General features: G+C 59.7%; 21 protein-coding genes. 9 read left to right on the forward strand and 12 right to left on the reverse strand.

What is annotated here, in order from left to right:
• Positions 1-274 (forward strand): hypothetical protein (locus tag P2081_RS19610; RefSeq protein WP_278924484.1); only part of this gene is annotated, 274 nt, incomplete at its 5' end.
• Between the two features lie 5 nt (positions 275-279).
• Here P2081_RS19610 and P2081_RS19615 read toward each other — a convergent pair.
• From P2081_RS19615 to P2081_RS19625, 3 genes are all read right to left on the reverse strand, one after another.
• Positions 280-1,014 (reverse strand): NAD(P)-binding domain-containing protein, encoded by a 735-nt coding sequence (locus tag P2081_RS19615; protein WP_278924485.1) that lies wholly within the window; start codon positions 1,012-1,014, stop codon positions 280-282.
• Between the two features lies 1 nt (position 1,015).
• Positions 1,016-3,061: an NADH:flavin oxidoreductase gene (locus P2081_RS19620; protein WP_278924486.1), complete on the reverse strand. Its 2,046-nt coding sequence runs from the start codon at positions 3,059-3,061 to the stop codon at positions 1,016-1,018.
• A gap of 89 nt (positions 3,062-3,150) precedes the next feature.
• A complete protein-coding gene (locus tag P2081_RS19625; RefSeq protein WP_278924487.1) occupies positions 3,151-4,713 on the reverse strand; it encodes a trimethylamine methyltransferase family protein in 1,563 nt (520 codons plus the stop codon).
• 105 nt (positions 4,714-4,818) lie between these two features.
• On the opposite strand from P2081_RS19625, the gene P2081_RS19630 reads away from it, so the two are divergent.
• Positions 4,819-5,448 carry a TetR/AcrR family transcriptional regulator gene (locus P2081_RS19630; protein WP_278924488.1) on the forward strand — a complete coding sequence of 210 codons (630 nt, stop codon included), beginning with the start codon at positions 4,819-4,821 and terminating at the stop codon, positions 5,446-5,448.
• A gap of 236 nt (positions 5,449-5,684) precedes the next feature.
• Here P2081_RS19630 and fdhF read toward each other — a convergent pair whose 3' ends face one another.
• Genes fdhF through P2081_RS19645 form a run of 3 tightly spaced genes read right to left on the reverse strand, consistent with a single transcriptional unit; the run spans position 5,685 to position 11,159 of the window.
• Entirely contained in the window at positions 5,685-8,459 is a 2,775-nt protein-coding gene (fdhF, locus tag P2081_RS19635; RefSeq protein ID WP_278924489.1) for a formate dehydrogenase subunit alpha, read from the reverse strand.
• 3 nt (positions 8,460-8,462) lie between these two features.
• Entirely contained in the window at positions 8,463-10,205 is a 1,743-nt protein-coding gene (locus P2081_RS19640) for an NAD(P)H-dependent oxidoreductase subunit E (RefSeq protein ID WP_278924490.1), read from the reverse strand.
• 51 nt (positions 10,206-10,256) lie between these two features.
• Complete coding sequence (locus P2081_RS19645) at positions 10,257-11,159, reverse strand: LysR family transcriptional regulator (RefSeq protein ID WP_278924491.1); 903 nt, start codon at positions 11,157-11,159, stop codon at positions 10,257-10,259.
• Between the two features lie 573 nt (positions 11,160-11,732).
• On the opposite strand from P2081_RS19645, the gene P2081_RS19650 reads away from it, so the two are divergent.
• The 4 genes from P2081_RS19650 (at position 11,733) to P2081_RS19665 (ending at position 15,666) form a co-directional block, all read left to right on the forward strand.
• Positions 11,733-12,302: a hypothetical protein gene (locus P2081_RS19650; RefSeq protein ID WP_278924492.1), complete on the forward strand. Its 570-nt coding sequence runs from the start codon at positions 11,733-11,735 to the stop codon at positions 12,300-12,302.
• A 49-nt stretch (positions 12,303-12,351) separates the two neighbouring features.
• A complete protein-coding gene (locus P2081_RS19655; protein ID WP_438826552.1) occupies positions 12,352-14,202 on the forward strand; it encodes a methyl-accepting chemotaxis protein in 1,851 nt (616 codons plus the stop codon).
• A gap of 234 nt (positions 14,203-14,436) precedes the next feature.
• Entirely contained in the window at positions 14,437-15,120 is a 684-nt protein-coding gene (locus P2081_RS19660) for a DsbA family oxidoreductase (protein ID WP_278924494.1), read from the forward strand.
• 144 nt (positions 15,121-15,264) lie between these two features.
• Entirely contained in the window at positions 15,265-15,666 is a 402-nt protein-coding gene (locus P2081_RS19665) for a hypothetical protein (RefSeq protein ID WP_278924495.1), read from the forward strand.
• Here P2081_RS19665 and P2081_RS19670 read toward each other — a convergent pair.
• Both P2081_RS19670 and uvrB read right to left on the reverse strand, forming a co-directional pair.
• Complete coding sequence (locus P2081_RS19670; protein WP_278924496.1) at positions 15,663-16,181, reverse strand: YdcF family protein; 519 nt, start codon at positions 16,179-16,181, stop codon at positions 15,663-15,665. The genes P2081_RS19665 and P2081_RS19670 overlap by 4 nt on opposite strands.
• Positions 16,178-18,409 (reverse strand): excinuclease ABC subunit UvrB, encoded by a 2,232-nt coding sequence (uvrB, locus tag P2081_RS19675; protein WP_278924497.1) that lies wholly within the window; start codon positions 18,407-18,409, stop codon positions 16,178-16,180. The genes P2081_RS19670 and uvrB overlap by 4 nt, the downstream gene beginning before the upstream one ends.
• Before the next feature lie 186 nt (positions 18,410-18,595).
• On the opposite strand from uvrB, the gene P2081_RS19680 reads away from it, so the two are divergent.
• From P2081_RS19680 to P2081_RS19690, 3 genes are all read left to right on the forward strand, one after another.
• Positions 18,596-18,907 carry an ETC complex I subunit gene (locus tag P2081_RS19680; RefSeq protein WP_278924498.1) on the forward strand — a complete coding sequence of 104 codons (312 nt, stop codon included), beginning with the start codon at positions 18,596-18,598 and terminating at the stop codon, positions 18,905-18,907.
• 275 nt (positions 18,908-19,182) lie between these two features.
• Positions 19,183-20,013 carry a DUF6880 family protein gene (locus P2081_RS19685; RefSeq protein ID WP_369011414.1) on the forward strand — a complete coding sequence of 277 codons (831 nt, stop codon included), beginning with the start codon at positions 19,183-19,185 and terminating at the stop codon, positions 20,011-20,013.
• A 171-nt stretch (positions 20,014-20,184) separates the two neighbouring features.
• Positions 20,185-20,700: a GNAT family N-acetyltransferase gene (locus P2081_RS19690; RefSeq protein ID WP_278924500.1), complete on the forward strand. Its 516-nt coding sequence runs from the start codon at positions 20,185-20,187 to the stop codon at positions 20,698-20,700.
• Between the two features lie 319 nt (positions 20,701-21,019).
• On the opposite strand, the gene P2081_RS19695 is transcribed toward P2081_RS19690, so the two are convergent.
• The 4 genes from P2081_RS19695 to P2081_RS19710 all read right to left on the reverse strand — a co-directional run.
• Complete coding sequence (locus tag P2081_RS19695) at positions 21,020-21,142, reverse strand: hypothetical protein (RefSeq protein WP_278924501.1); 123 nt, start codon at positions 21,140-21,142, stop codon at positions 21,020-21,022.
• A gap of 53 nt (positions 21,143-21,195) precedes the next feature.
• Entirely contained in the window at positions 21,196-21,492 is a 297-nt protein-coding gene (locus tag P2081_RS19700; protein WP_278924502.1) for a hypothetical protein, read from the reverse strand.
• 7 nt (positions 21,493-21,499) lie between these two features.
• Positions 21,500-21,994: an AAA family ATPase gene (locus P2081_RS19705; RefSeq protein WP_278924503.1), complete on the reverse strand. Its 495-nt coding sequence runs from the start codon at positions 21,992-21,994 to the stop codon at positions 21,500-21,502.
• 374 nt (positions 21,995-22,368) lie between these two features.
• Positions 22,369-23,145: TnsB C-terminal domain-containing protein (locus P2081_RS19710; protein WP_490363297.1), on the reverse strand; the 777-nt coding region annotated here is incomplete at its 5' end.

Here is a 23,145-nt window from a genome sequence, read left to right on the forward strand (position 1 = left end):
TCCGGCCACCGAAGCGACCCAACCAACCGCGTCGCCGCTGCCGGTAGAGGGGGTTCTAAGTATAACCGGCAGCACCCGCAACCCAAAAACAAAACAAATCGCAACTTTCTGCAACAGAATTATGAAACATAAACAATATCAACGATTTACACGAAGGAAAACTCCGCAAACCGATCAAGAATACCCCCCAAACCACCACAGAAACAAACCCAAAACACCAAATCAGAACTTACACACAGACTTACACACAGACTCACTCAACTCTCGTACATGAATCACTCAACACCCCTTGGTCTCAAGGGAGGTCAGCCCGGCCAGCAGGGCCGTCCCCTGCCCTGCGTCGTCCATATGTTGGCGCAGCCGCTGATTATAGCCGCCCGGCGTGTTCAGTGCGGCAATCAGGGTTTCGGCATCACTCTGGGACAGGCTGGTGGCGACCAGCATCCGCAAGAAGGCCTCTCCCTGCGTGGGATCAGACACACGCGCGCCCAGCCAGGCGGCGGCATCGGCCACTTGGCGCGCCACCGGAGACAACACGGCTTGTGCACAGAGGTAGGCGTCCAGCTCGGCCGCGTCACCCAGCGCAAAGACGGTATTGGCAGGGGCGAAGATCCGATTAAGCAAAGCGGTATCCCCCAGCGCCATGATCGCAGAGCCCCCCTGGGCAATGCTGGGGAAGGGCATCATCACCGCCGCCGCACGGGCCGGGGTCACCAAAGAAGCAACCTGTGCAAGATCCGCCCCCGCCATAAAAGAGACCACCTGCAGCCCGCTGGGAAAGGTCAGCGCCCCGAGGATTTCCGGCGCGCGCCCAAGCATCAGCCCGAGAAACACCACCTCGCTCTGGTCGAGGATCTCTTGCAGCTCGGCGATCGTCACTTCGGGGAACTCTGCTGCCAGGGGTTCAGATCGGGCGGCAGAGCGCGCAGAAATGCGGATTTCATGGCCCTGCCCCGTCAGGCCGCGCACCACGGCAGAGGCGATTGTCCCGGTTCCGATGAAGCCCAATTTCATGTCAGATATCCTTTAGCAGGCGCAGCGCATCGTAGATTGCGGCATGGGTATTGCGAGCGGCGACCGCATCGCCGATGCGAAACAGCTGAAAACCACCATCGGGATTGGTGATGATAGACTGCCCCCGGCCTTCGATCAGCGCAGCCTGGTCGACCTCGCCACGGTTTGAGGAGAGCTCTTTCAGATCAAAATACAACTCATCCAGCGGCAAGGTGCCATAGTTCACCACCACCTGATCATACTGTACCTGCACCCGGTGGTCGCTATAATCGGTGCCAATGCAGGCCAGCAGTTGATTGCCCTGCTGTGCGACAGAGAGCAGGCGGCGGGCAACGGTGAAGGTGACATCCTTGTCCTGCAACGCCCGCATATAGGGCACCAGGTTCATCGCCATGATGTCCGGGGCAAAACTGCGATCCGGGGTCATCACCTCTACCTTGGCACCAGCATTGGCGGCCACCTCTGCTGCCATCAGCCCCGGGTGATCGCCGCTTTCGTCGTAGATCAGCACATTGGCGCCGGGTTTCACGTCGCCTGAAATGATATCCCAGCTGGTGACAACATTTTCCGCCTCGGCGCTGGTTTCATGCAGCATCGCATTGGCCATACCGCCGGTTGCCACAATCACCACATCGGGGTTCAGCGCCGTCACATCTGCCGCCTCGGCCCAGGTATTGAAGCGGAATTCCACATCGCGCGCGGCACATTGCGCCATACGCCAGTCGATAATCGAGATCATTTCGGCCCGACGTGGGTTCTGCACTGTCAGACGGATCTGCCCGCCGGGATCGGGCTGCGCCTCAAACACGGTGACGGCATGGCCGCGTTCGGCGGCAACCCGTGCCGCCTCTAGCCCGCCGGGGCCCGCGCCGACGATCACGACTTTCTTTTTCTCGGGCGCTGGTGCAACCTCGTGCGGCATCGACAGCTCGCGCCCCGTGGCGGCGTTGTGTATGCACAGGGCTTCGCCGGCCTGATAAATCCGGTCCAGACAATAGGTGGCACCGACGCAGGGGCGGATATCGTCCTCGCGGCCTTCGATGATTTTTCGCACCACATGCGGGTCGGCCATATGTGCCCGCGTCATCCCCACCATATCCAGCAGCCCCGCTGCCACCGCATGGCGGGCGGTGGCCACATCGGGAATTTTTGAGGCATGGAAGGTGGGCATTCCGGTGGCTGCGCGCACCGACCCGGCAAAATCAAGATGCGGCGCGCCTTTCATGCCCTGCACCGGGATCATATCGGTCATCGCAGGATCGGTGTGGATCCGCCCGCGATTGACGTTGAGAAAGTCGACCTGGCCGGTCTGTTTCAAGATCTTGGCAATCTCCACCCCCATTTCAGGGCTAATGCCGCCTTCGTGGGCTTCATCCGGGGCAAAGCGCACCCCAAGCACGAAGTCCTGCCCCACCCGCGCCCGCACGGCCGCAATGATATCGGTGGTCAGACGCATCCGGTTTTCCAGCGTATCCTTGCCATAGGCCCCGTCCAGGTCATTGGTCAGCGGTGAGATGAACTGATCCAGCAGATGGCCATGGGTCATGATTTCGACCCCGTCCATGCCGCCTTCCTTCATCCGCTCTGCCGCGTCGGCAAAGTCGGAAATCACCCGCGCAATATCCCAATCTTCGGCCAGTTTGGGAAAAGCATGATGCGCAGGTTCCCGGTGGCGGGTAGAGGAAACCGCCGGCAGCCAGTCGCCCTTGTTCCAGTGGGTGCGTCGGCCCAGGTGGGTCAGCTGGATCATCGCCGCCGCGCCATGCGCATGCACCTGGTCGGTCATGTTGCGGATCCAGGGCACCACCTCGTCCTTGTAGGCGAGGATATTGTTGAACACTGGCGGGCTGTTGCGTGACACAGCGACAGAGCCGGCCGTCATGGTCAAGGCCACCCCGGCCTTGGCGCGTTCAGCATGATAGGCGGCATAGCGCTCTTTCGGCATGCCATCCTCGGGATAGGCGGGTTCATGGCTTGTCGTCATGATCCGATTGCGCAGAGTCAGATGTTTCAGTTTATAGGGCTGCAGCAGCGGGTCGTTAGACATGGCGGGTCTCTCCTGGGGCGGGCCTTGGGGTAGGTTCAATGAAACGGCACCCGGCTGTAAAGTACAGTCCCGGTTGCCAAAGTATGTGATTAGTACCAAGCATCTGGCACAGCGATCTTGGTCTTGGTGATAAATTCCTGCAGCGCCTCGTCCGTGCCGGGATCCATCGCGGGCGGCTCGTACTGGGCCAGCTGCGCCTTCCAGCGGTGATTGGCCCGGGTTGCCGCGTCAACGCCGCCCTGCTCATCCCAGGTTTCCCAAGGCTGATGATCATCCAGCGCACTGTCCCAATAGGCGGTCTGGTAATGGCGCAGGGTGTGCTGGGTGGCAAAGAGATGCTGTCCCGGCCCACCCTCGGCCAAAGCGTCAAAGCCAAGCGTGTCCTCTGTGACCTCAAAACCTCTGAGATAGGCGTGCAATGCACCGCAGAGATCAGCATCCAGGATGAATTTTTCGTAGGACATCGACAACAGCCCATCAAGAAACCCGGCCGAGTGCAGAATGAAATTGGCGCCACATTGCACCGCCGACATCATCGACATCATGGATTGCTGCATCGCCTGCCCGTCTGGCAGCTTGGAGGTGGAAAAATTGCCGGCGCAGCGTAGCGGCAGTTTCAACCTGCGCGCCAGTTGCCCCATGGCCAGCGACCCCAGCGCCGGTTCAGGCGTGCCAAAGGTGGGAGAGCCAGTGCGCAGCGACATCGAGCTGATGAAAGAGCCCAGAACCGCAGGCGCACCAGGGCGCACCAACTGGGTGATGGCACAGGATACCATGCTTTCGGCCAGACACTGCGCCACCGATCCGGCAATGGTCAGCGGTGAAACCGCGCCACCCAGCAAAAACGGCAGATGGATCGAGCCCTGCCCCGCCGCCGCATAGGCACGGATGCCCCGCGTCGTCACCCCATCCAGCACCAGCGGCGAGGTGGTGTTGAAATTCCCCATGATGACGCAGTTTTGGTCAACAAATTCGGCGCCGAACAGAATACGGCACATTTCTATACTGTCTTCGGCCCGTTCCGGCGCGGTGATCGATCCTAGAAACGCCCGGTCAGAATAGCGCATATGGGCGTAAACCATATCAAGGTGACGCTTATTCACGGCCACATCCGTTGGCTCGCATATTGTGCCGCCGGAATGGTGCAGATTGGGGCTCATCTGCGCCAGTTTCACAAAATTCTCAAAATCCGCGATGGTGCCATAGCGCCGCCCCCGGTCCAGATCCATCACAAAGGGCGATCCGTAAGAGGGCGCAAAGACCATGGCGTCACCGCCGATCTCGACGTTGTTGGCCGGGTTGCGCGCCACCTGGGTAAAGCGCTGCGGCGCTGTCGACAGGATCTGGCGGATCATGCCCGGCTCGAACTTTAGGTTCCAGCTATCAGCCGCAAGATCCGTAACCCGCGCCCCCGCCGCACGAAACAGCGCCACCACCTCGGGATCTTCGCGAAACTCGATACCGATCTCGGCCAGGATACGGTCAGCCGTGGCCTCTATCTGGGCCAAGCTGTCTTCCGACAGGATATCATAGGTCGGGATTTTTCGGGTGATGAAGGGCGTTTTCAAATATGCGTTTTGCCCCGGCTCTGCCGAGCGCCCGTCGCCGCGTCGCGATCGCCGCCGCCGTGATGCCACCTGTGCCTCGACCATCTCTGCTTCCTCCGTCTTGCGCCATTACTTGACATAAGTGTCGATTCAACAATCATACATGTCAACTTCGTTGCGACACGACGATGTCGGTGTTAGGACATAGCCATGACATTTCAGGACCAATCCCGCCCGCCGACCTCTGCCGAGGCCTGGCTGACAGCCGCCTATGACACGCTGACCCTTTCTGGTGTGGAGGCGGTGAAAATCATGCCTCTGGCAAAACGGCTGGGGGTGTCGCGCACCAGTTTCTACTGGCATTTCAAGGACCGCGAGGCCCTGCTGGAAGCGATGATCCAGCACTGGGAGGACAAGAATACCGGTACCCTGGTCGCCCGCACAGAGGCCTATGCGGCGAATGTCTGCGAAGCGATCTTCAACCTGTTTGACTGCTGGCTCGACGCCGAGCTGTTTGACTCGCGGCTGGATCTGGCGATTCGCAACTGGGCGCGCAAGGATAGCGCGCTCCAGCACCGGCTGGACCTGGCGGATGCCCGCCGCGAGCAGGCCATGGCCGCCATGCTGGAACGCTTTGGCTATAGCCCCAATAGCGCGCTGACCCGAGCACGCACCATGGTCTACACCCAGATCGGCTATATTTCGATGCAGATCCACCAGCCCGAAGATCAACGTATTGCGCTCATGCCCGACTATATCGAAGTCTTCACCGGCCAGCGCCCGAGCCAGGTAGATATCGACCGTTTCATGGCACGCCATCAGCCCGCCACAGGGTCGTGAACTCATCCTGATGGGCGCGAATATACACCTTGGGAAGCAGTACCAGCCCCCCTGCTGACGTGACACAGCGCCCCTAAAAGAGGGGCTCCCGCCCGTCGCATGAGGGACCAAAGGCCCCTCTGCTCCCGTTGGGCCCGGCGCCGAGCTGCGCCCGGCGAAAGCAAAAAGGGCAGCGCAAAATAAAAGAGGCGGCATCTTTATGACACCGCCTCGCTGATTGGCCTGGCCTTGGCAGATTATTCTGCCGCCATCTGGTCATTGGCCTTTTCAACCCGGACGGCTGCAAATTTGAACTCCGGGATTTTGCCATAGGGATCCAACGCCGGGTTGGTCAGGATATTGGCAGCAGCCTCGACATAGGCAAAGGGAACAAAGACCATGTCTTCGGCAATGGCGCGGTCGGCGCGGGCCATGATGTCAATCGTTCCACGCCGAGTGCTGAGCCGCACCATCTCTCCCGGTTCGACCCCAAGGGCGCGCAGGGTTTTGGGATGCAAAGAACAGTTGGCTTCGGGTTCGACCGCATCCAGCACCTTTGATCGCCGGGTCATTGACCCGGTATGCCAATGTTCCAGCTGACGCCCGGTGGTCATGATCATCGGATATTCAGCATCCGGTGCTTCATCCGGGGCAATGACGCTGGCCGGGGTAAAGCGCGCCCGCCCATCGGCACGGGGGAAGCCATCGCCAAACACAATCGCCTGGCCAGGGTCGGTGTCATGCAGAGAGGGATAGGTGATGGTCTCTGTCTCCAGCCGATCCCAGGTGATGTTGTCCAACGATTTCATGTTGAGCTTCATCTCGGCAAAGACCTCAGAGACATCCGCATAGTTCCAGGGCAGGCCAATGCGCTGCGCCAGATCTACCGTGATTTTCCAGTCTTCGCGCGCATCGCCAGGGGGCGGCACAGCCGGGCGCACCCGCTGCACCTGGCGGTTGGTATTGGATACGGTGCCGTTCTTTTCATAAAGCGCCGAAGCCGGCAGGATAATGTCGGCGTAGTTCGCCGTCTCGGTCAGAAAGATATCCTGCACGATCAGCAAATCCAGCTTGGCAAAAGCCTCGCGGGCGTGATCCACATCCGGGTCCGACATCGCCGGGTTTTCGCCTTGGATATACATGCCCTTGATCGTCCCGGCATAGGCCTGATCGACGATCTCGGTCACGGTGAGACCCTTTTCATCTGAAAAGTCGCCTCCCCCCCAGACATCGGTGAAGGAGCGGCGCACATCATCCGAGGTGACGCTTTGATAATCAGGCAGGAACATCGGCACCAGCCCGGCATCCGACGCCCCCTGCACATTGTTCTGGCCACGCAGCGGATGCAGGCCGGCACCGGGTTTGCCGACATTGCCGGTCATCAACGCCAGGGAAATCAGGCAGCGCGAATTATCGGTGCCGTGAATATGCTGCGAGACCCCCATGCCCCAGAAAATCATCCCGGCATTACCCTTGGCAAAGAGCCGCGCCGTACGGCGCAGCTGTTCGGGTTCGATGCCGCAGATCTCGGACATCTTTTCCGGGGTGAAGTCTTTCAGGTGGGCCTTCTCGGCCTCCCAGTTTTCAGTGCGCAGCTTGATGTAGTCGGCGTCATACAGTTCTTCTTCAACGATGACATGCATGATTGCGTTCAGCATCGACACATCCGCACCAGGGCGGAATTGCAGCATCTCAGTTGCGTAGCGACGCATGCCGACGCCGCGCGGATCCATCACAATCAGCTTGCCACCGCGTTTGGTGAACTGTTTGAAATAGGTCGCCGCGACCGGGTGGTTCTCGATCGGGTTGGACCCGATGATGATCGCCACATCGGCGTTTTCGATCTCGTTGAAGGTCGCGGTCACCGCGCCTGAACCAACGTTTTCGATCAGCGCAGTAACTGACGAGGCATGGCATAGACGGGTGCAATGATCGACGTTGTTGTGCTTGAAGCCCTGGCGGATGAACTTCTGGAACAGATAGGCCTCTTCGTTGGTGCATTTGGCCGACCCAAAACCGGCGACAGAACGCGGGTCTTCCTCGCGCAGGGCCTTGAGGCGGCGACCTGCCAGATCCATCGCTTCCTCCCAAGAGGCTTCGCGGAAATGCGTTGTCAGATCGCCGGGGTCGACGTTCAGCCCCTTGGCCGGCGCATCGTCGCGGCGGATCATGGGTTTGGTCAGGCGGTGCGGATGGTGGATATAGTCATAGCCAAAGCGGCCCTTGACGCAGAGTCGGCCTTCGTTCGCAGGGCCGTTGATGCCCTCGACATATTTGACCTTGCCGTCCTTGACCTTGAGGCTGACCTTGCAGCCCACGCCGCAGAAGGGGCAGACGCTTTCGGTTTCGGAGTCAAAATCCTTGCTGTCGCCGACCTGATTGTCATCAACCACCGTCGCAGGCATCAGCGCGCCTGTCGGGCAGGCCTGTACACATTCGCCACAGGCCACACAGGACGAGGCCCCCATCGGATCAGCGATATCAAAGGTTGGATAGGCATCATGGCCCCGGCCGGCCATGCCGATCACGTCATTAACCTGCACCTCGCGGCAAGCCCGCACACAAAGACCACAGGAAATGCAGGCGTCCAGATTGACCGACATCGCCACATGGCTGTCATCCAGCAGCGGAATGCGGCCCTGCTCCAGCTTGGGGAAACGCGACTCTGAAACCCCGTTCAGATCGGCCATGTCCCACAGATGGCTGGACTTGTCATGCGCCTCTTCCTGCTTGGGCTGGTCTGCGACAAGCAGTTCCATCACCATCTTGCGGGCCTTTTCCGCCCGCGCATTATTGGTGGTGACCACCATGCCTTCGCTGGGTTCGCGAATGCAGGAAGCTGCCAGCGTCCGCTCGCCTTCGATTTCCACCATGCAGGCACGACAATTGCCATCGGGGCGATAGCCGGGCTGCGGTTTGTGGCACAGGTGCGGGATCTTCAAGCCCCGGCCGTTGGCGACTTCCCAGATGGTGAGGCCAGGTTCGACGGTGACGGTTTCACCATCAAGGGTAAAAGTAATATCAGTGCTCATGGCTCACACCTCATCCGGAAAATGTTTGATGGTCAGGCGGATCGGATTGGGGGCGGCCTGGCCTAGCCCGCAGATCGACGTATCGACCATGGCGGCGCTCAGTTCCTCCAGCAGGCCCTGATCCCATTTTTCTTCGCCCATCAGTTTGACCGCCTTTTCGCAGCCCACCCGGCAGGGGGTGCATTGGCCACAGCTTTCGTCTTCAAAGAACCGCAGCATGTTAAGCGCCGCATCGCGGGCGGAATCCTGATCTGACAGCACCACTACAGCGGCGGAGCCAATAAAGGTGCCATGCGGTTGCAGAGTGTCAAAATCCAGCGGCACATCCTGCAGCGAGGCCGGCAACAGACCGGAGGACGGCCCCCCCGGCTGATAGGCCTTAAAGGTATGGCCCGCCATCATGCCACCGCTTGCCGCGATGATATCGGTGATGGTGGATCCCGCAGGCAGCAGGTGGACGCCGGGGTTTTGCACGCGGCCAGAGACCGAATAGCTGCGCAAACCTTTGCGGCCATTCTTTTCAACACTGTTCAAGCACTCGGGCCCTTCACGGTTGATCTTGCAGATCCACAACAGGGTTTCGACATTATGCACCAGGGTCGGACGGCCAAAGACACCCACCTGCGCCACAAAGGGGGGCCGGTGGCGCGGCTCGCCGCGCTTGCCTTCGATGCTCTCGATCATGGCACTTTCTTCACCACAGATGTAGGCACCCGCGCCGCGGCGCAGATCGATATAGCCCGGCTCGACGAGACCAGCATCCTCCAGCGCCTTGATTTCAGTTGCCAGGATCTGCAGCACCGCCGGATATTCGTCGCGCATGTAGATAAAGACCTTGTCGGCCTCTACGGCCCAGGCGGCCATCAACATGCCCTCTAGGAACAGATGCGGCGTGCGTTCCAGGTAATAGCGATCCTTGAAGGTGCCCGGCTCTCCCTCGTCGCCATTGACCGCAAGGTAACGCGGACCTTCATTTGCACGCACAAAGCCCCATTTGGTCCCCGACGGGAACCCGGCCCCGCCAAGACCACGCAGGCCGGCCTCTTTGATCTTGGCCTGAACCTCTTCCCAGTTTCCATTGGCGCGCAGTTCTTGCAGAACGGTGTATCCACCCTCGGCCTTATACGCGTCAAACCCTTCGTAGGCAGGGATGTGAACATGGGTGTCGCCAGCAGCAATCGCCGCATGCACCTTTTCCGGCGTGGCGTGATCAATGTGGTTATGGCCCAGCTCCAACACCGGGGCGGTATCGCAGCGCCCCATGCAGGGCGCCCGCAGCACCCGCACTTGCGCCGCGTCCAGACCCTGCTCCAGCGCAGATTTCAGCTGCGCCGCGCCGGCCATCTCGCAGGACAGCGAGTCGCAGACCCGAATTGTCAGGGCTGGCGGCGGGGTATCGCCTTCGCGCACAACGTCGAAATGGGCATAGAAGCTGGCAACCTCAAAGATTTCGGCCTGGCCGATGTGCAGCTCTTCGGCCAGAGCGCGGATATGGGCGGCGCTGATGTGACCAAAGGCATCCTGCACCAGATGCAGGAATTCAATCAGCAGATCCCGATTACGGGGCCGCGCCCCGAGAAGATCCAGAACTTGGCTCTGCGCCTGATAATCCAGCTGGCGGCCCTTGGGGGTATGACGCCCCTTGCCCTTGCCGGATTTCCACACGCCTTTGCTATTGTCCAATGGTGCCACGATGATCTCCGATGTTGCACATGCCTTTGACAGCCCATTCAGGCGGCATGCCATCAGTAAATCATATCGTCAAATCCAACCTGCAGAAGGCACAATAACGATAGCTTATTGCACAAAGGCGTCAACAATGCGCCGCAAAGCGGCAACCGTAGTCAGTTCCGGCGTGCGCTGCAGGCAGGCAAGACATATCGGGCGGGGCCGCGCCGGTTCCTCCTCCTCTGCGCTGTGCAGTGTCAGGGCGCGGGTGCCGCTGATCTCGCCCAGCGCATCCATTAGGGCGCGCGGCAGGATTGTCGCAACAGCCCCGGCCCGCGCCATGACAATAGCCGACATGAAACCACTGGATTCAGACATGACCTCTGGCTTCAGGCCCAGTTCGCCAAAGATATGGTCAAGAATGCGCCGGTTCTGCATGCCAGGCTCCAACAGGCTAAGCGGCAGCTCGGCTGCGGCCTGCCAGCTGATACTATCGCCATGCCCCGCCACCATGGCACCGGGGGCGAGCAGTACATAGGTTTCTTCGTAGAGATCGGTGATGCTGACCAGACCGGGCGGCACGCTATCCGCATAGGTCACCCCGGCGTCGATGGTACCATCCAGCAGCCTCTTCTGGATCGCCATCGAGGTCGTCACATCGGTATGCACCAGCACACGCGGATGTACCTCGTGCAACCGATTGACCACCTGCGCCGCAAAGGCCGTGGCAGTCGGCACCACCCCCAACACCAGCGTACCAGTCACCTCGCCGCGCGAGGCTGCGATTTCCTGATCCAGCGCCTTGGCATCATCAAGAATGCCACGGGCGCGGCGCACGATCATCTCGCCTTCGCCGGTCAGCCCCTGATAGCGGTTGCCCCGGCGCACAATCGACAGGCCCAGCTTTTCCTCCAGGTTTCTGATCCGCATGGAAAAGGCCGGCTGCGACATGCCGCAGTCTTTCGCCGCCTTGGCAAAATGCTGATGCCGCGCCAGGGCGGTCAGCAGCTGTAAGTCTCTGAGTTCTATCATCCGGCGATCATAGGGGCTGCGCACAGGCAGAGGCAATCTATCCGCTGCAACAAAAGCCAGCAACCACAGCCCACCCGACACCGCGCCACCAACAGTGCTGGTTCATACCGCTCCGCCGGACAGACCTGCCCCAACCGGATCGGCATCTATACGCAAAAAGCATGACGAATCATTGCTTAACGGCAGGGGCAACACAAGGAACACAACCCAAAGAAGTCCCCCCCTTCTCCGTCGCTCGCCCGGTTTTGCGCCTTATGGCCGCTTGAAAAGCCCTTGTCAGACCTTTGCAGCCTGGAAAGACCATTAAAACTTTCAATAACAACCGACTATTCCCAGCCATAACTCTGTGTCGGATCAGAGGCTTTCAATCCCAGGAAAACCTTTTGTTTACACCATACTTACGCTGGAAAAATCAAAGTCTCCGCATCCTTGGGTTGCTGCGCCGCGACGGGCACAGATCCCGGCCAACAGGCCAGACAACCGCCCGGCGCAGTGCAGTTAAGACCCCGGTAAACCTCTCTCCATAGGCTGGCAGAACCTAAGTCTTGGACGGACACCCCAGAGGAGCATCACATGCGTAACCTAACACTTGCGACCCTTATCACCTTGGCGGCCCTACCGGCTGCAGCATCGGAATATACGCCAGCGATGCAAAGCTATCTTGAAAACAACATCCGCAACTGGGTGCAATCGCCTGTTCTAGTCGAAGCAATCGCAAGTCAGAACAGTCAGACTCAGGGGTTTGATCAAGCGGCCATCGACGCCATGGATACCCGCTGGCGGGCAGAAGTGGGCACGCCGGACTCAGCATTCACCGATCAGGTGCTGAACAACAGCGCCGCAGACTTCCTGCGCGAGCAGGTCGAGAAATCAGGCGGCCGAATTACCGAGGTCTTCATCATGGATGCGCAGGGGCTGAATGTCGCCGCTTCCAGCCCCACCTCTGACATGTGGCAGGGCGATGAGGCCAAATTTCAAATGACCTATAGCGTCGGCGCCGATGCCAGCCATTTTGGCGAGGTTGAACTGGATGAATCCAGCCGCCGCTATCAGGCGCAGATCTCATTGACCATCGTAGACCCCGATACCGGCGCTGCCATTGGCGCCATGACGGTTGGCATCGACGCCGAAGCCTTGATGTAACGTCTTTTTTGCAAGCAGCCCTGGGCATAACTTAAACAAAGGTACCATAATGAAAGCTCGCATCCCCTCGATCCCTCTATTCAAAGGCATGTCAGTCTTCACGAAGTGCTGCATGCTGATCGCAACAACAACTTTGGTTGTGGCGGCCTCCCTTACTGTGCGCAGCGACAACACCTTCGTTGCCGCAGTCGAAAAAGGGGTCCGCACCCTGGGCATGGGTGTCACTATCACCCTGGCCTCACGGGCCGGTGGCGCCATCCGCTTTGGCGATGCCGACAGCCTCTCGGCAGATATCGACGAAATCCTGACCCTCTCTGAGCGGCGCGCCCTTTACGGGGTTGCTGTGAACAGCAAAGGCGAAGTTGTCGCCACCGCCGGCGAAGCCAGCGAGGCCGAGCACGATGCCCTGACGCAGGTTGCAGCGGCCTCGGCTGTGTCCGGCGCGCTGGAAATGAGCTCCGATGGCTATTTCATCGCAGCCCCCGCAACTGCGGGTGCAGACGGCAGCCTGGTCGTCGGCTCTATTGCCATGATCTGGTCGCCGGAACGCGCCTTTGCAGAGGCTGCGCCAGACCAGATGAAGACCTATATCTTTGCCGGGCTTGCCTTTGTCATCATGTGCCTGCTTTCGGCCTTTGCACTGCGCAGAGTGCTGTCCAGACCGCTGAAGACGGTGGGGGATACCATCAATGTGATTGCCGATGGCGATTACACCCAGCCGGTGCCGCTGCTGGATCGGCGTGATGAAATGGGCGCCATTGCCCGAACCATCGACAATCTGAAAACCCAGCTCACCGCCGCAAAGGAGGTAGAGGAAGAGCGCCAGGCCGCGCAGGTCGCGCAGAAGCAGGTTGTCGATCGACTGAACCGCGCCCTGCAAAGCATGTCCGAAGGCGATTTGACTCAGTCGATCAACACCCCCTTTGAGGGCGAATATGAGAGCCTGCGCACCAACTACAACACCACCCTTTCGACCCTGGTCAACATCATGAATGCGGTTGTCGAAAGCACCACCCGCATCCGTGCCAGCGCCGAAGAAATCAGCCAATCCTCAAGTGATCTGTCGCAGCGCACCGAAAGCCAGGCGGCCACACTGGAAGAGACCGCCGCCGCGATGGAGCAGCTTACCGTCAGCGTGAAATCGGCTGCCGATGGGGCGAAACAGGTGGAAGGCATCGTCACCGAGGCCCAAAACGGCGCCAAGCAGAGCGGCCAGGTGGTGACCGACGCGGTCAATGCCATGTCCGAAATCGAAACCTCTTCCAACCAGATTTCGCAGATCATCTCGGTGATTGACGACATCTCCTTCCAGACCAACCTGCTGGCGCTCAACGCCGGGGTCGAAGCCGCCCGCGCGGGTGAAGCGGGGCGCGGGTTCGCCGTCGTGGCCTCTGAGGTTCGCGCCCTGGCGCAGCGCTCTTCCGATGCCGCTCAGGAGATCAAGCAACTGATTTCGCTGAGTTCGCAGCATGTGGCCAAGGGGGTCGATCTTGTTGGCAAGGCCGGCAGCGAGCTGGACAGCATCATCGACCGGGTTGGCACCATCTCCACCCATGTCGCAGAAATCGCCCAAGGTGCGAATGAACAGTCCACAACGCTGCTGGAAATCAACACCGGCGTATCGCAGCTGGATCATGTGACCCAGCACAATGCCGCCATGGTCGAGGAAAGCACCGCCGCCAGCCAGATCCTGCGCAACGATGCAAGCGAGCTGGCCAATCAGGTTGCGGTCTTCAAGGTGAATGCCAACAGCCCTGGCGCAACTGGCGCGACGCCAACCCATGCGCCATCCTCCGCGCCCGCGGCCCATGCAGAATTCATCAACACAGATGATGACTTCTTTGCCGACAACGCGGCCAACTCCAGCCTGCCAAAGGCAGTGGGTTGGGACGATTTCTAAGCGCGCCCACTCGCGCTGCGAGAAAGCCAAAACACATCAAAATCGCGCTGCCCTCTGGGTGGCGCGGTTTTGCATTTGCCCAAGCCCCCGGCCCAAGCGCCGTTTTCAAGACGCTATGATTGCACAGCCTTGCCACTGGAATTTTGCCGGACAACCGCCTATTTCGCACGACAAAGACACGATCCCACAATCCGCCCCGAAATCCGCGCGACACCCCGCGCAGAAAGGCCCCAGATGCAGCCGCAAGACCGCGCGCCAGACAGCCCAACAACCGCCAGCCCGCTGCGTATCGACATCGTCTCCGACGTCATGTGCCCCTGGTGCATCATCGGCTATCGCCAGCTGGCAGCCGCGCTAGAGGCCACGCAGACCAAGTATGACCTGCACTGGCACCCCTTTGAGCTGAACCCCGATATGCCGCCCGAAGGACAGAACCTGCGCGAACATCTCGCGGAAAAATACGGCGTAAGCCCCGCGCAGTCGGAACAGAACCGGATGCAGATCACCCAGCTGGGGCAAGATCTTGATTTCGAGTTCCGCTTTGACCCTGAAATGCGCATGCACAACACCTTTGACAGCCACCAACTGCTGCACTGGGCGGAGGAGCAGGGCCGCAAGCACGATCTGAAACAGGCGCTGTTCACTGCCCATTTCACCCATCAGCGCGATCTGTCGGATCAGGCTGTGCTGGTTGAGATCGCAGGCGAAACCGGGCTCGACCGGGCAGAGGCTCTGGCGGTGCTGCAGGATCAGCGCTTTGCTGCGGCGGTACGCGAAAGCCAGAACTTCTGGCGCGGTCAGGGCATTCAGGGCGTGCCTGCGGTAATCTTTGACCAGAAACATCTGGTCAGCGGTGCCCAGGGGGTCGAGAATTTCACCAATATCCTGGAACAACTGGCGCAGATGCGTCAGGATTGATCCGCCCCGACCGGCGCCCCTGATCTTGCACAGCGGCCAAGCATCCAGGGGGCTACCCCCCCTATTGGCCAGGGGCGCGGGCGCGCTTGTTTTTTCCCAGATCTTGCGGAACACTCTTCCCGAAGAATTCAGAAGGAAGATTTCATGCCGCAATTGACACGATTTCCAAAGCCACTGCTGGGCATGCTGGTGGCGCTGATGCTGGGGCCTACTGTGGCGCGGGCAGATGAAGTCCTGGCGGATTATGTCGCCTTCATCGGTCAGGACGACCTGCACAATTCCAAGGGCACGCGCCTGCGCGAACCCTGGCAGATCCTGCGACAGGACCGCGCCAATTATCACCGCTTTGGCATCTCGCAGTTCGGGGATGAATGGGATCCGTTATTTTCGGACAAATCCAACCGCGCAGTGATGGAAAACATGATCCGGCGGGGCTCTATCGCGCCTGCGGCAGCGCGCGATATTGTGCGTGGCGGCGTTATGGTGCGGATCACTGTCTATGACAACGGCACGCAAGACTATCTGCGCGCCAGCGTCAGCCGCTAACCCGCGCCGGGCCCACCCTCTGGCCCAAACCGGGGGCGTAGCTTCCAGCAATAATACAGCAGCGCCGGGATCTCTCGCAGCCAGGCTTTCAGGATCCGATGTGGTTTGGTGCCCGACATTTTCGGACAGGACATGCGGGCCGGGATAGCAAAATGGCGCGCAGTCAGGGCCGCACGCCATCTGTGATAAAAATCGGTGACGATCAGTACGGGCGGTGCCCCCAGATTCGCCAGGATTGGCCGGATATTCTGCATGTTTTCCAGCGTACTGCGAGAGGCTTCCTCGATCAGGATGGCGCGGTCCGGCACCCCGTGAACCTGGCAGATCTGGCGCATAACCGAGGCTTCGCTCGGGCCGAAACGCCCCAGGCCGCCGCTACAGATCACATGGGTGACCGCCGCCTTTTGATACAGCGAGACCGCATGCAGGCAGCGCCGCTGCAGCGTTGGCGAGGGCGAGCCATCCGGGCGCACCGCCGCACCGAGGATCACTGCAACAGGCCTGGCCTTTGTCATCCGCCAAACTTTTTTTGCGACTTGCCACGATAGGCCCGCGTGCCCGCCTTGCCGCCGCTGGATCGGCCGCGCGATTTCACCGCCGCCTCGGACGCCTTTTCCACCGCATATTGCCGCGCCAGCGGGTCATCAGACACCGCCAGATCCACCGCCTCCAGGCGCTTGACCTCATCTCGCAGGCGCGCCGCCTCTTCAAATTCGAGGTTCTCTGCCGCCTTGCGCATCTCGTCACGCAACCCGTTCAGGTGCGCTTCGAGATTGGCACCATGCATCGGCTTGTCGATACTGGCGGTGACGCGATTCATGTCGACATCGCCCTGATACAGCCCCGCCAGAACATCTTCGACGTTCTTCTTCACAGTGGCCGGGGTGATGCCGTGTTCCTCGTTGTAGGCGACCTGCTTGGCACGGCGGCGGTTGGTTTCATCCAGCGCCCGTTCCATCGAACCGGTGATCTTGTCCGCATACATGATGACGCGCCCTTCGGCATTTCGCGCCGCGCGGCCGATCGTCTGCACCAGCGATGTTTCAGAACGCAGGAAACCTTCCTTGTCGGCGTCCAGAATGGCCACAAGGCCGCATTCCGGAATATCCAGCCCCTCGCGCAGCAGGTTGATGCCGATCAGTACGTCAAAGGCGCCCAGACGCAAATCGCGCAGGATTTCGATCCGTTCCAGTGTGTCGATGTCAGAGTGCATGTAGCGCACCCGGATGCCCTGTTCATGCAGGTATTCCGTCAGATCCTCGGCCATGCGTTTGGTCAGCGTGGTCACCAGCGTGCGCATGTCATCGGCGCTGACCTTGCGGATTTCATCAAGAAGATCATCCACTTGCATCTTTACCGGGCGAATTTCGATCTCTGGCTCCAGCAACCCTGTGGGGCGGATCACCTGTTCGGTGAAAACCCCTCCCGCCTGGTCCATTTCCCAGGCCGAAGGCGTCGCCGAGACAAAGATCGACTGCGGCCGCATGGCGTCCCATTCCTCAAACTTGAGCGGCCGGTTGTCCATGCAGGATGGCAGCCGAAACCCATGTTCCGCCAGGGTGGATTTACGCCGAAAGTCACCCTTGTACATACCGCCGATCTGCGGCACCGACACATGGCTTTCATCGGCAAAGACGATGGCATTGTCCGGGATGAATTCAAACAGGGTTGGCGGTGGCTCCCCAGGGCCACGGCCGGTCAGATAGCGCGAATAGTTTTCGATCCCGTTGCAATGGCCGGCCGCCTCCAGCATTTCGATATCAAAATTGCAGCGCTGTTCCAGCCGCTGTGCCTCTAGCAGCTTGCCTTCGCCATTGAATTGATCGAGCCGTTTACGCAGCTCTTGCTTGATCGATATAACCGCCTGATTAAGCGTCGGTTTTGGCGTCACATAGTGCGAATTCGCATAGACACGGATCTGTTCGAAGCTGCCGGTGCGTTCCCCTGTCAGCGGGTCGAATTCGGTGATGGATTCCAGCTCTTCACCAAAGAAGGACAGCTTCCAGGCGCGATCTTCCAGGTGGGCGGGAAAGATTTCCAGCGTGTCGCCGCGCACCCGAAAAGAGCCGCGCTGAAAAGCCTGATCATTGCGTTTATACTGCTGCGCCACCAGATCCGCCATCACCTGGCGCTGATCGTAGTCATTGCCAACCTTCAGATCCTGGGTCATCGCCGAATAGGTCTCGACCGAGCCGATACCATAGATGCAGCTGACCGAGGCGATGATGATCACATCGTCGCGTTCCAGCAGGGCGCGGGTGGCCGAGTGGCGCATCCGGTCGATCTGCTCGTTGATCTGGCTTTCCTTTTCAATAAAGGTATCCGAGCGCGCGACATAGGCCTCTGGCTGGTAGTAGTCATAAAACGAGACAAAGTATTCAACGGCATTATCCGGAAAGAAGCCCTTGAATTCGCCGTAAAGCTGCGCCGCCAGCGTCTTGTTGGGGGCCAGGATGATGGCCGGGCGCTGGGTTTCTTCGATGATCTTGGCCATGGTAAAGGTCTTGCCGGTGCCCGTCGCCCCCAACAGCACTTGATTGCGCTCGCCCTCTCTTATCCCCTCGCTCAGCTCGGCAATGGCAGTGGGCTGATCGCCCGCCGGGGAAAAATCTGTGTGCATGACAAAAGCCTTGCCGCCCTCCAGCTTGGGGCGCTGCACCGCGTCACGCTCTGCCATCTGCACCTGCTCGGGATCGGCCTGCGGCATCTTGGCTTGCGACTTGTCTGAATGGGCATAGGGCATCCGGCTCTCCTGCTTTGTGTGCTGATCTTGGTCTGTTTTTGTTCTTGTTCAAGAGCATTTATCGCGATTCTGCCACTGCATCTGTTGCAGCGGTGCAAAACGGGTTGAATACGCTGGATTTGTCATCTTGTGGCAAATCCCCATTCGGCGCATATATAGCCAAGGACGAGTCACGAGGAGACCCCGATGCGAGCGCGGATTTACCGGCCAGCCCGAAATGCCATGACCTCTGGTATGGCCAAGACCCGTAAATGGGTGTTGGACTACGCTCAGGCCAGCGCCCGCGAAGTGGACCCGCTGATGGGCTGGACCTCCTCCAGCGACACCCAAACCCAGGTACGCCTGCGCTTTGACACCAAAGAGGCCGCGCTGGAATATGCCAAAGATCACGGCATTGACGCCGAGGTAGTTGACCCAAAGCCACGTAAGGCCAATCTGCGCCCCGGCGGCTACGGCGAGAATTTCGCCACCAACCGGCGCGTCCCATGGACCCATTGACCCTGTAAATCGGGGCAAAGTTGTCTCGAAATCGGGGCAAGGATCCCGCGAAGATACGCTTCGATCAAGATATAAGGCGCCTCCTGGGCGCCTTTTCCATATGTTGATTTGTGGAATTGGTCGCTACGCCAAGCAGACCTCTCAGACCCAAAAGCAACTCTCATGGCCGGCAAAGCACTCAACAAAGCCAATCTGACGGCACTAAGGGCCGAGGTTCTGGCCGATCTGCTCCTTGAGGCGTCAAAGGCGATGCCGCGCGGCAGCGTCGGGTGCGGATGGCTCTGGCGGCTGACGCCGGGCCAGAGACAGTGGCAGGCGATATCCGCAAGCGCTTTGCCGCGATCCGGCGGGGCAAAAGCTTCCTCAACCGCCCCTCGCAGAAAAAGCTCGCGCAGGAGCTGACCGAGGTCATCAAGCTGATCGAGACCCGTATCGCGCCCACCGCGCCCGGCCTCGCTTTTGACCTGCTCTGGGCGCAGCTTCACTTGGCCGAGGGGATCCAGGAGCGCACCGATGACAGCTGGGGCACCATCGGCGACACGATGCAGATCATCGAAAGGCGGTTTCACACCCTCTATAGCCTGTCCGCCGCTGTCGGAATTGACCGTCCGCGTCTGTCGCGCCTCCTGAGAAAGCTTGGCGAGATCCCAGCTGATGCGACCGAGGTCGACTGCGGGAACATGGTCTTCGAAGCGGCCACCACGATCCCGATGGTCGAGGCATTCAAGGCCGCGGTCCCCTTACGCGATGTCCCAGACTACCTTGGGGCGTCGAAGCGCCAGATCGAAATCCTCTATCGCGAAGGGCTCGTTCTGCCCTTGGTCCCCAGATCGGGACCCGGCTCAGTCCGCCATGTTGTTTTCGGCCGGTCGCGGCTGGATGAGCTTCTGGTCAGGATTGCCCGTTTGCCTGAAATCGCCCCCTCCTGCGATGGGGACTTTCACCCGATTTCCTATGCCTGCCAGCGTAGCGCCGACCGGTTCGAATTCCTGTTCTCTGAAATTCTCGAGGGACGGATCCCGGCTTTTCGAAATCCGGACCGAACTGGAATTGGATCCATCGTTGTCGATGTCGGTATTTTGCTCGACGCGAAAACCGCGGCCTGAACATACATCTCAGATCTGGAGATCAAGCCCGCTTCGGCGGGCTTTTCCTTTTTGACTTCAAGGCTTCGCGGGATCTTGCCCCGATTTTCGCGAGATCCTTGCTCCCTGCCCAAAATGTTCTAAATTAACCAATTGAATATATGTGATTTTTCTGACCACATGGAGACAACTTTGGCCAAACTTACAACCCTTCCCAACCAGATAGAGATCCGCGCTGCAGACCCGGCCAGCCCTGACCTGCGCCCGTTGATCCTGGGCAATCAGCGCCATGGCGCCGCGACAGCCCCGGCGGCCAGCGATCACACCTTTGGTATCGGGGATCTGTGCCAGCCCGACATCCAGTTCTTTGCCGCATATCATGCGGGCGCCCCGCTCGGCTGTGGTGCGCTCAAAGCGCTACCCGATGGCCGCGCCGAAGTGAAATCCGTCTTTGTCAGCCAGTCCGCCCGCGGCCAGGGTCTGGCGCGCCAGTTGATGCAGCACCTGGCACAGATCGCCCAGCACAGCGGCTTTTCGGCGCTGGTACTGGAAACCGGCTCGCCGCTCTGCCCCGGCTATGACGCTGCCCGCGCACTCTATGAAGGGTTGGGCTATGACTATTGCCCGCCCTTTGACAGCTATGTGGAAGATCCGCAAAGCGTCTTTATGCGGCTGCCGCTGCCCACAAGCGACCGCGCCGCGCACTAACCCGCACCGCCAACCATCACATTACATCCAAAGCCATGCTGTCGGCATGCCCAAGGCATGTAACCGATAGACAACCAGTCGCAACAGATGCACGGCAAGTTGCACGAATAATTGCCAATATACCATAAGCTTGCACACCCAGGTGATTCGGCGACTGCATGCCACATAATTATCTTATGTATTTCAGATACTTACCACAGACCCCTCTTGCCCGCAAAGCATAAGCATGCACAGCAGACACATAAGCATGCACGGCTGCGGTCAAAAAAAGGGCCCGCAATGCGAGCCCTGAAACGTCCATACCGGTATTGGCCAGCCGCTAGTCTTCCAGCACCATCTCCATGAGTTTGTCGCCGTCGATCATGTCGCGATAGCCGGGTGCAGTGAAGGGGCACAGGCCCTGAGGCAGGCGGGAGTTCTGGGCATAAGCCTCGGAGAACATCTTGATTGTGGCTCTCTTCTGGCCATGCAGTTTGCACAAGCCGAAGGCCCGGATCAGAAGCTCGATGACGAGGCCCCACCTGGAGGCCAGGCAAAATCGAGGCGCTGCAGAAAATCGACATCAATAAGGTCTTCGACATCGATATCGGCGCGTTCGGCATAGGTGTAGACGAGCTTGTTCAGTTCGATCATGTCCGGATCCCTTGTCGGATCAGCGAACCTGCCCAGGTGGATCTCATCGAAATGAATGTGGGAGAGGAGATGGGCGATCTGCTCTTCAGAGTTCACATGGCTGGCCAGAACCGGGACGCCTGACAGGATGAGCATCAATGGCCATTCCGGTTCCTTCATCAGCGCCTTAAAACGGTCGAGGAGCTTTTCGTTGGACTTTTGGGCCCGACGTAAAGGCGTGTTGGCATTCGTCATAGTAGAGGCGGATGACGCCCTGTTCGCGGCATTGATGGCGAACCATGTTCCAGAATTCACCCTGGGTGCGCCGAGGATTCGCAGGGTAACCGAGTGCCTCAAGGGTCTTGTGGCCAAGATCTTTCCAGCTGATCGACCCTTCAAGCTTGCAGTAGATGATCTTACCCGGCTTCCCGTTGGGCATCGCGGTCATGCTGGCGTTGAATTTCTCCACAAGCCGGACAGTTTCGGAGGCCTTACCGACCCGCGTTTCCCCAGTCACCAGCAAGCCGCGTGCTTCGAAATGCCCGCCGATGGAGGCTTTGACGTAGTAGTCGTGCAGGCAGTTTTCAAAAGCTTCGCGGAGCTTTACCGCGCGCGGGAAGGTATAGTGGCCACGCTGCAGAGCAAGTGATGCGTTGACCCGGTTCTGGTCGATGAAACTCATGGGTATCCTTGAATTGCGGGACGTCGTTGAGATGGCGGTAGTTACAAGAGCTCGCGCTTCTGGGCGGGGCGGCCGAGCCGGACAGGCGGCTCCGACGACGGTTTCGTCGACTTGGGCTTCGATTTCCTGGCTGGTATTGCTGGCGTAGAGGTCGGCTCCGCAGGCTTGTGGTCGATGAGACCTGCATCGCCGAGCGGCAGGATCCCCGGGCCCGAGATCGCGCTGGCCAAGGTACCTGGGGCGACCGTGTCGATCGGCACGTGCGTGGTGACCAGCCGAGATGAGGCAACAGGCTCTTGGCCTTCTTGCGGGCTTCACCCACGTTGACATAGCTCCTGGGCAGCCGTCGCTCGACCCCGAGTTTCTTGAGCTGCTCATGTCTTTCGAGGCGAACCTTTGCGCCCCGTGTATCCGTGAAGCAGTTTCAGCAAGACGGATTCGGTGGTGCCGAACATGCGCTCGACATAGGGCTTGTCCGCGGAGGCGTGAGTACGCACGTCAGTATTCGCCGCTGCGATCCCCATGAGCGCGGACTTGACCTCGACGTTGCGCAGGCCGGTACCGTTGTCGTTGCGCACCATGCCGAGGCCCATGGCGGGCGTCGGATCGCCTTCGCAACCGTAGATGCGCCTCTCACGGGTCTTGTTGCGCGTTGCCATCCGCAGCAGCTGCATCGTCGCTTCGGCTTTCGGCTGGTCACTAACAACCCAAGCCAACGGCATGCGTGTTGCGACATCGATCATCACAAGGATGCTGAGGCGGCTGCGGATCTCCTCATCCGCCCATTCCATGGCCTTCTTCATATCTTCAGAGAGCGTATGCCAATAGCCTTTGGCCTTGGCCGAGGTGATCAGGGACGCCCGACATTCGTCCATCTCACAGAATTCGCCGATCATGAGCGCCCGAACGTCCGAGTGCCCGCGGCCCCGCTTGTTGCGCGCATAGCGCTCGCCCTTGGTCGCGACCATGTATTCGCTCGGCGTGAGCAGCTTCTTGCGGTGACAGAGAACGGATTGGTGGGAGGGGACCGGGTGTTGATTGTCACTGAGAACTGACCCGGTATGCCGATAAATTGTCACTGAGAATTGACCCATGTGAACACACTGCCCCGACGGTTTTCGTTGGGGGGATTGGGAGTGATAGACATGGGA

Origin of the sequence: Pseudophaeobacter profundi, from assembly GCF_029697505.1 — a bacterium.
GTDB classification, from domain to species: Bacteria; Pseudomonadota; Alphaproteobacteria; order Rhodobacterales; family Rhodobacteraceae; genus Pseudophaeobacter; species Pseudophaeobacter profundi.

What these genes read in the sequence shown, in the direction of transcription:
- P2081_RS19660 (WP_278924494.1), top strand. Translation starts at nt 14,437, where the DNA reads ATGCAGCCGCAAGACCGCGCGCCAGACAGCCCAACAACCGCCAGCCCG.
- P2081_RS19680 (WP_278924498.1), top strand. Translation starts at nt 18,596, where the DNA reads ATGCGAGCGCGGATTTACCGGCCAGCCCGAAATGCCATGACCTCTGGT.
- P2081_RS19625 (WP_278924487.1), bottom strand. Translation starts at nt 4,713, where the DNA reads ATGGTCGAGGCACAGGTGGCATCACGGCGGCGGCGATCGCGACGCGGC.
- P2081_RS19705 (WP_278924503.1), bottom strand. Translation starts at nt 21,994, where the DNA reads ATGAGTTTCATCGACCAGAACCGGGTCAACGCATCACTTGCTCTGCAG.
- P2081_RS19655 (WP_438826552.1), top strand. Translation starts at nt 12,352, where the DNA reads ATGAAAGCTCGCATCCCCTCGATCCCTCTATTCAAAGGCATGTCAGTC.
- P2081_RS19615 (WP_278924485.1), bottom strand. Translation starts at nt 1,014, where the DNA reads ATGAAATTGGGCTTCATCGGAACCGGGACAATCGCCTCTGCCGTGGTG.
- P2081_RS19650 (WP_278924492.1), top strand. Translation starts at nt 11,733, where the DNA reads ATGCGTAACCTAACACTTGCGACCCTTATCACCTTGGCGGCCCTACCG.
- uvrB (WP_278924497.1), bottom strand. Translation starts at nt 18,409, where the DNA reads ATGCCCTATGCCCATTCAGACAAGTCGCAAGCCAAGATGCCGCAGGCC.
- P2081_RS19695 (WP_278924501.1), bottom strand. Translation starts at nt 21,142, where the DNA reads ATGTTCTCCGAGGCTTATGCCCAGAACTCCCGCCTGCCTCAGGGCCTG.
- P2081_RS19645 (WP_278924491.1), bottom strand. Translation starts at nt 11,159, where the DNA reads ATGATAGAACTCAGAGACTTACAGCTGCTGACCGCCCTGGCGCGGCAT.
- P2081_RS19620 (WP_278924486.1), bottom strand. Translation starts at nt 3,061, where the DNA reads ATGTCTAACGACCCGCTGCTGCAGCCCTATAAACTGAAACATCTGACT.
- P2081_RS19670 (WP_278924496.1), bottom strand. Translation starts at nt 16,181, where the DNA reads ATGACAAAGGCCAGGCCTGTTGCAGTGATCCTCGGTGCGGCGGTGCGC.
- fdhF (WP_278924489.1), bottom strand. Translation starts at nt 8,459, where the DNA reads ATGAGCACTGATATTACTTTTACCCTTGATGGTGAAACCGTCACCGTC.
- P2081_RS19640 (WP_278924490.1), bottom strand. Translation starts at nt 10,205, where the DNA reads ATGGCATGCCGCCTGAATGGGCTGTCAAAGGCATGTGCAACATCGGAG.
- P2081_RS19665 (WP_278924495.1), top strand. Translation starts at nt 15,265, where the DNA reads ATGCCGCAATTGACACGATTTCCAAAGCCACTGCTGGGCATGCTGGTG.
- P2081_RS19685 (WP_369011414.1), top strand. Translation starts at nt 19,183, where the DNA reads ATGGCTCTGGCGGCTGACGCCGGGCCAGAGACAGTGGCAGGCGATATC.
- P2081_RS19630 (WP_278924488.1), top strand. Translation starts at nt 4,819, where the DNA reads ATGACATTTCAGGACCAATCCCGCCCGCCGACCTCTGCCGAGGCCTGG.
- P2081_RS19700 (WP_278924502.1), bottom strand. Translation starts at nt 21,492, where the DNA reads ATGAAGGAACCGGAATGGCCATTGATGCTCATCCTGTCAGGCGTCCCG.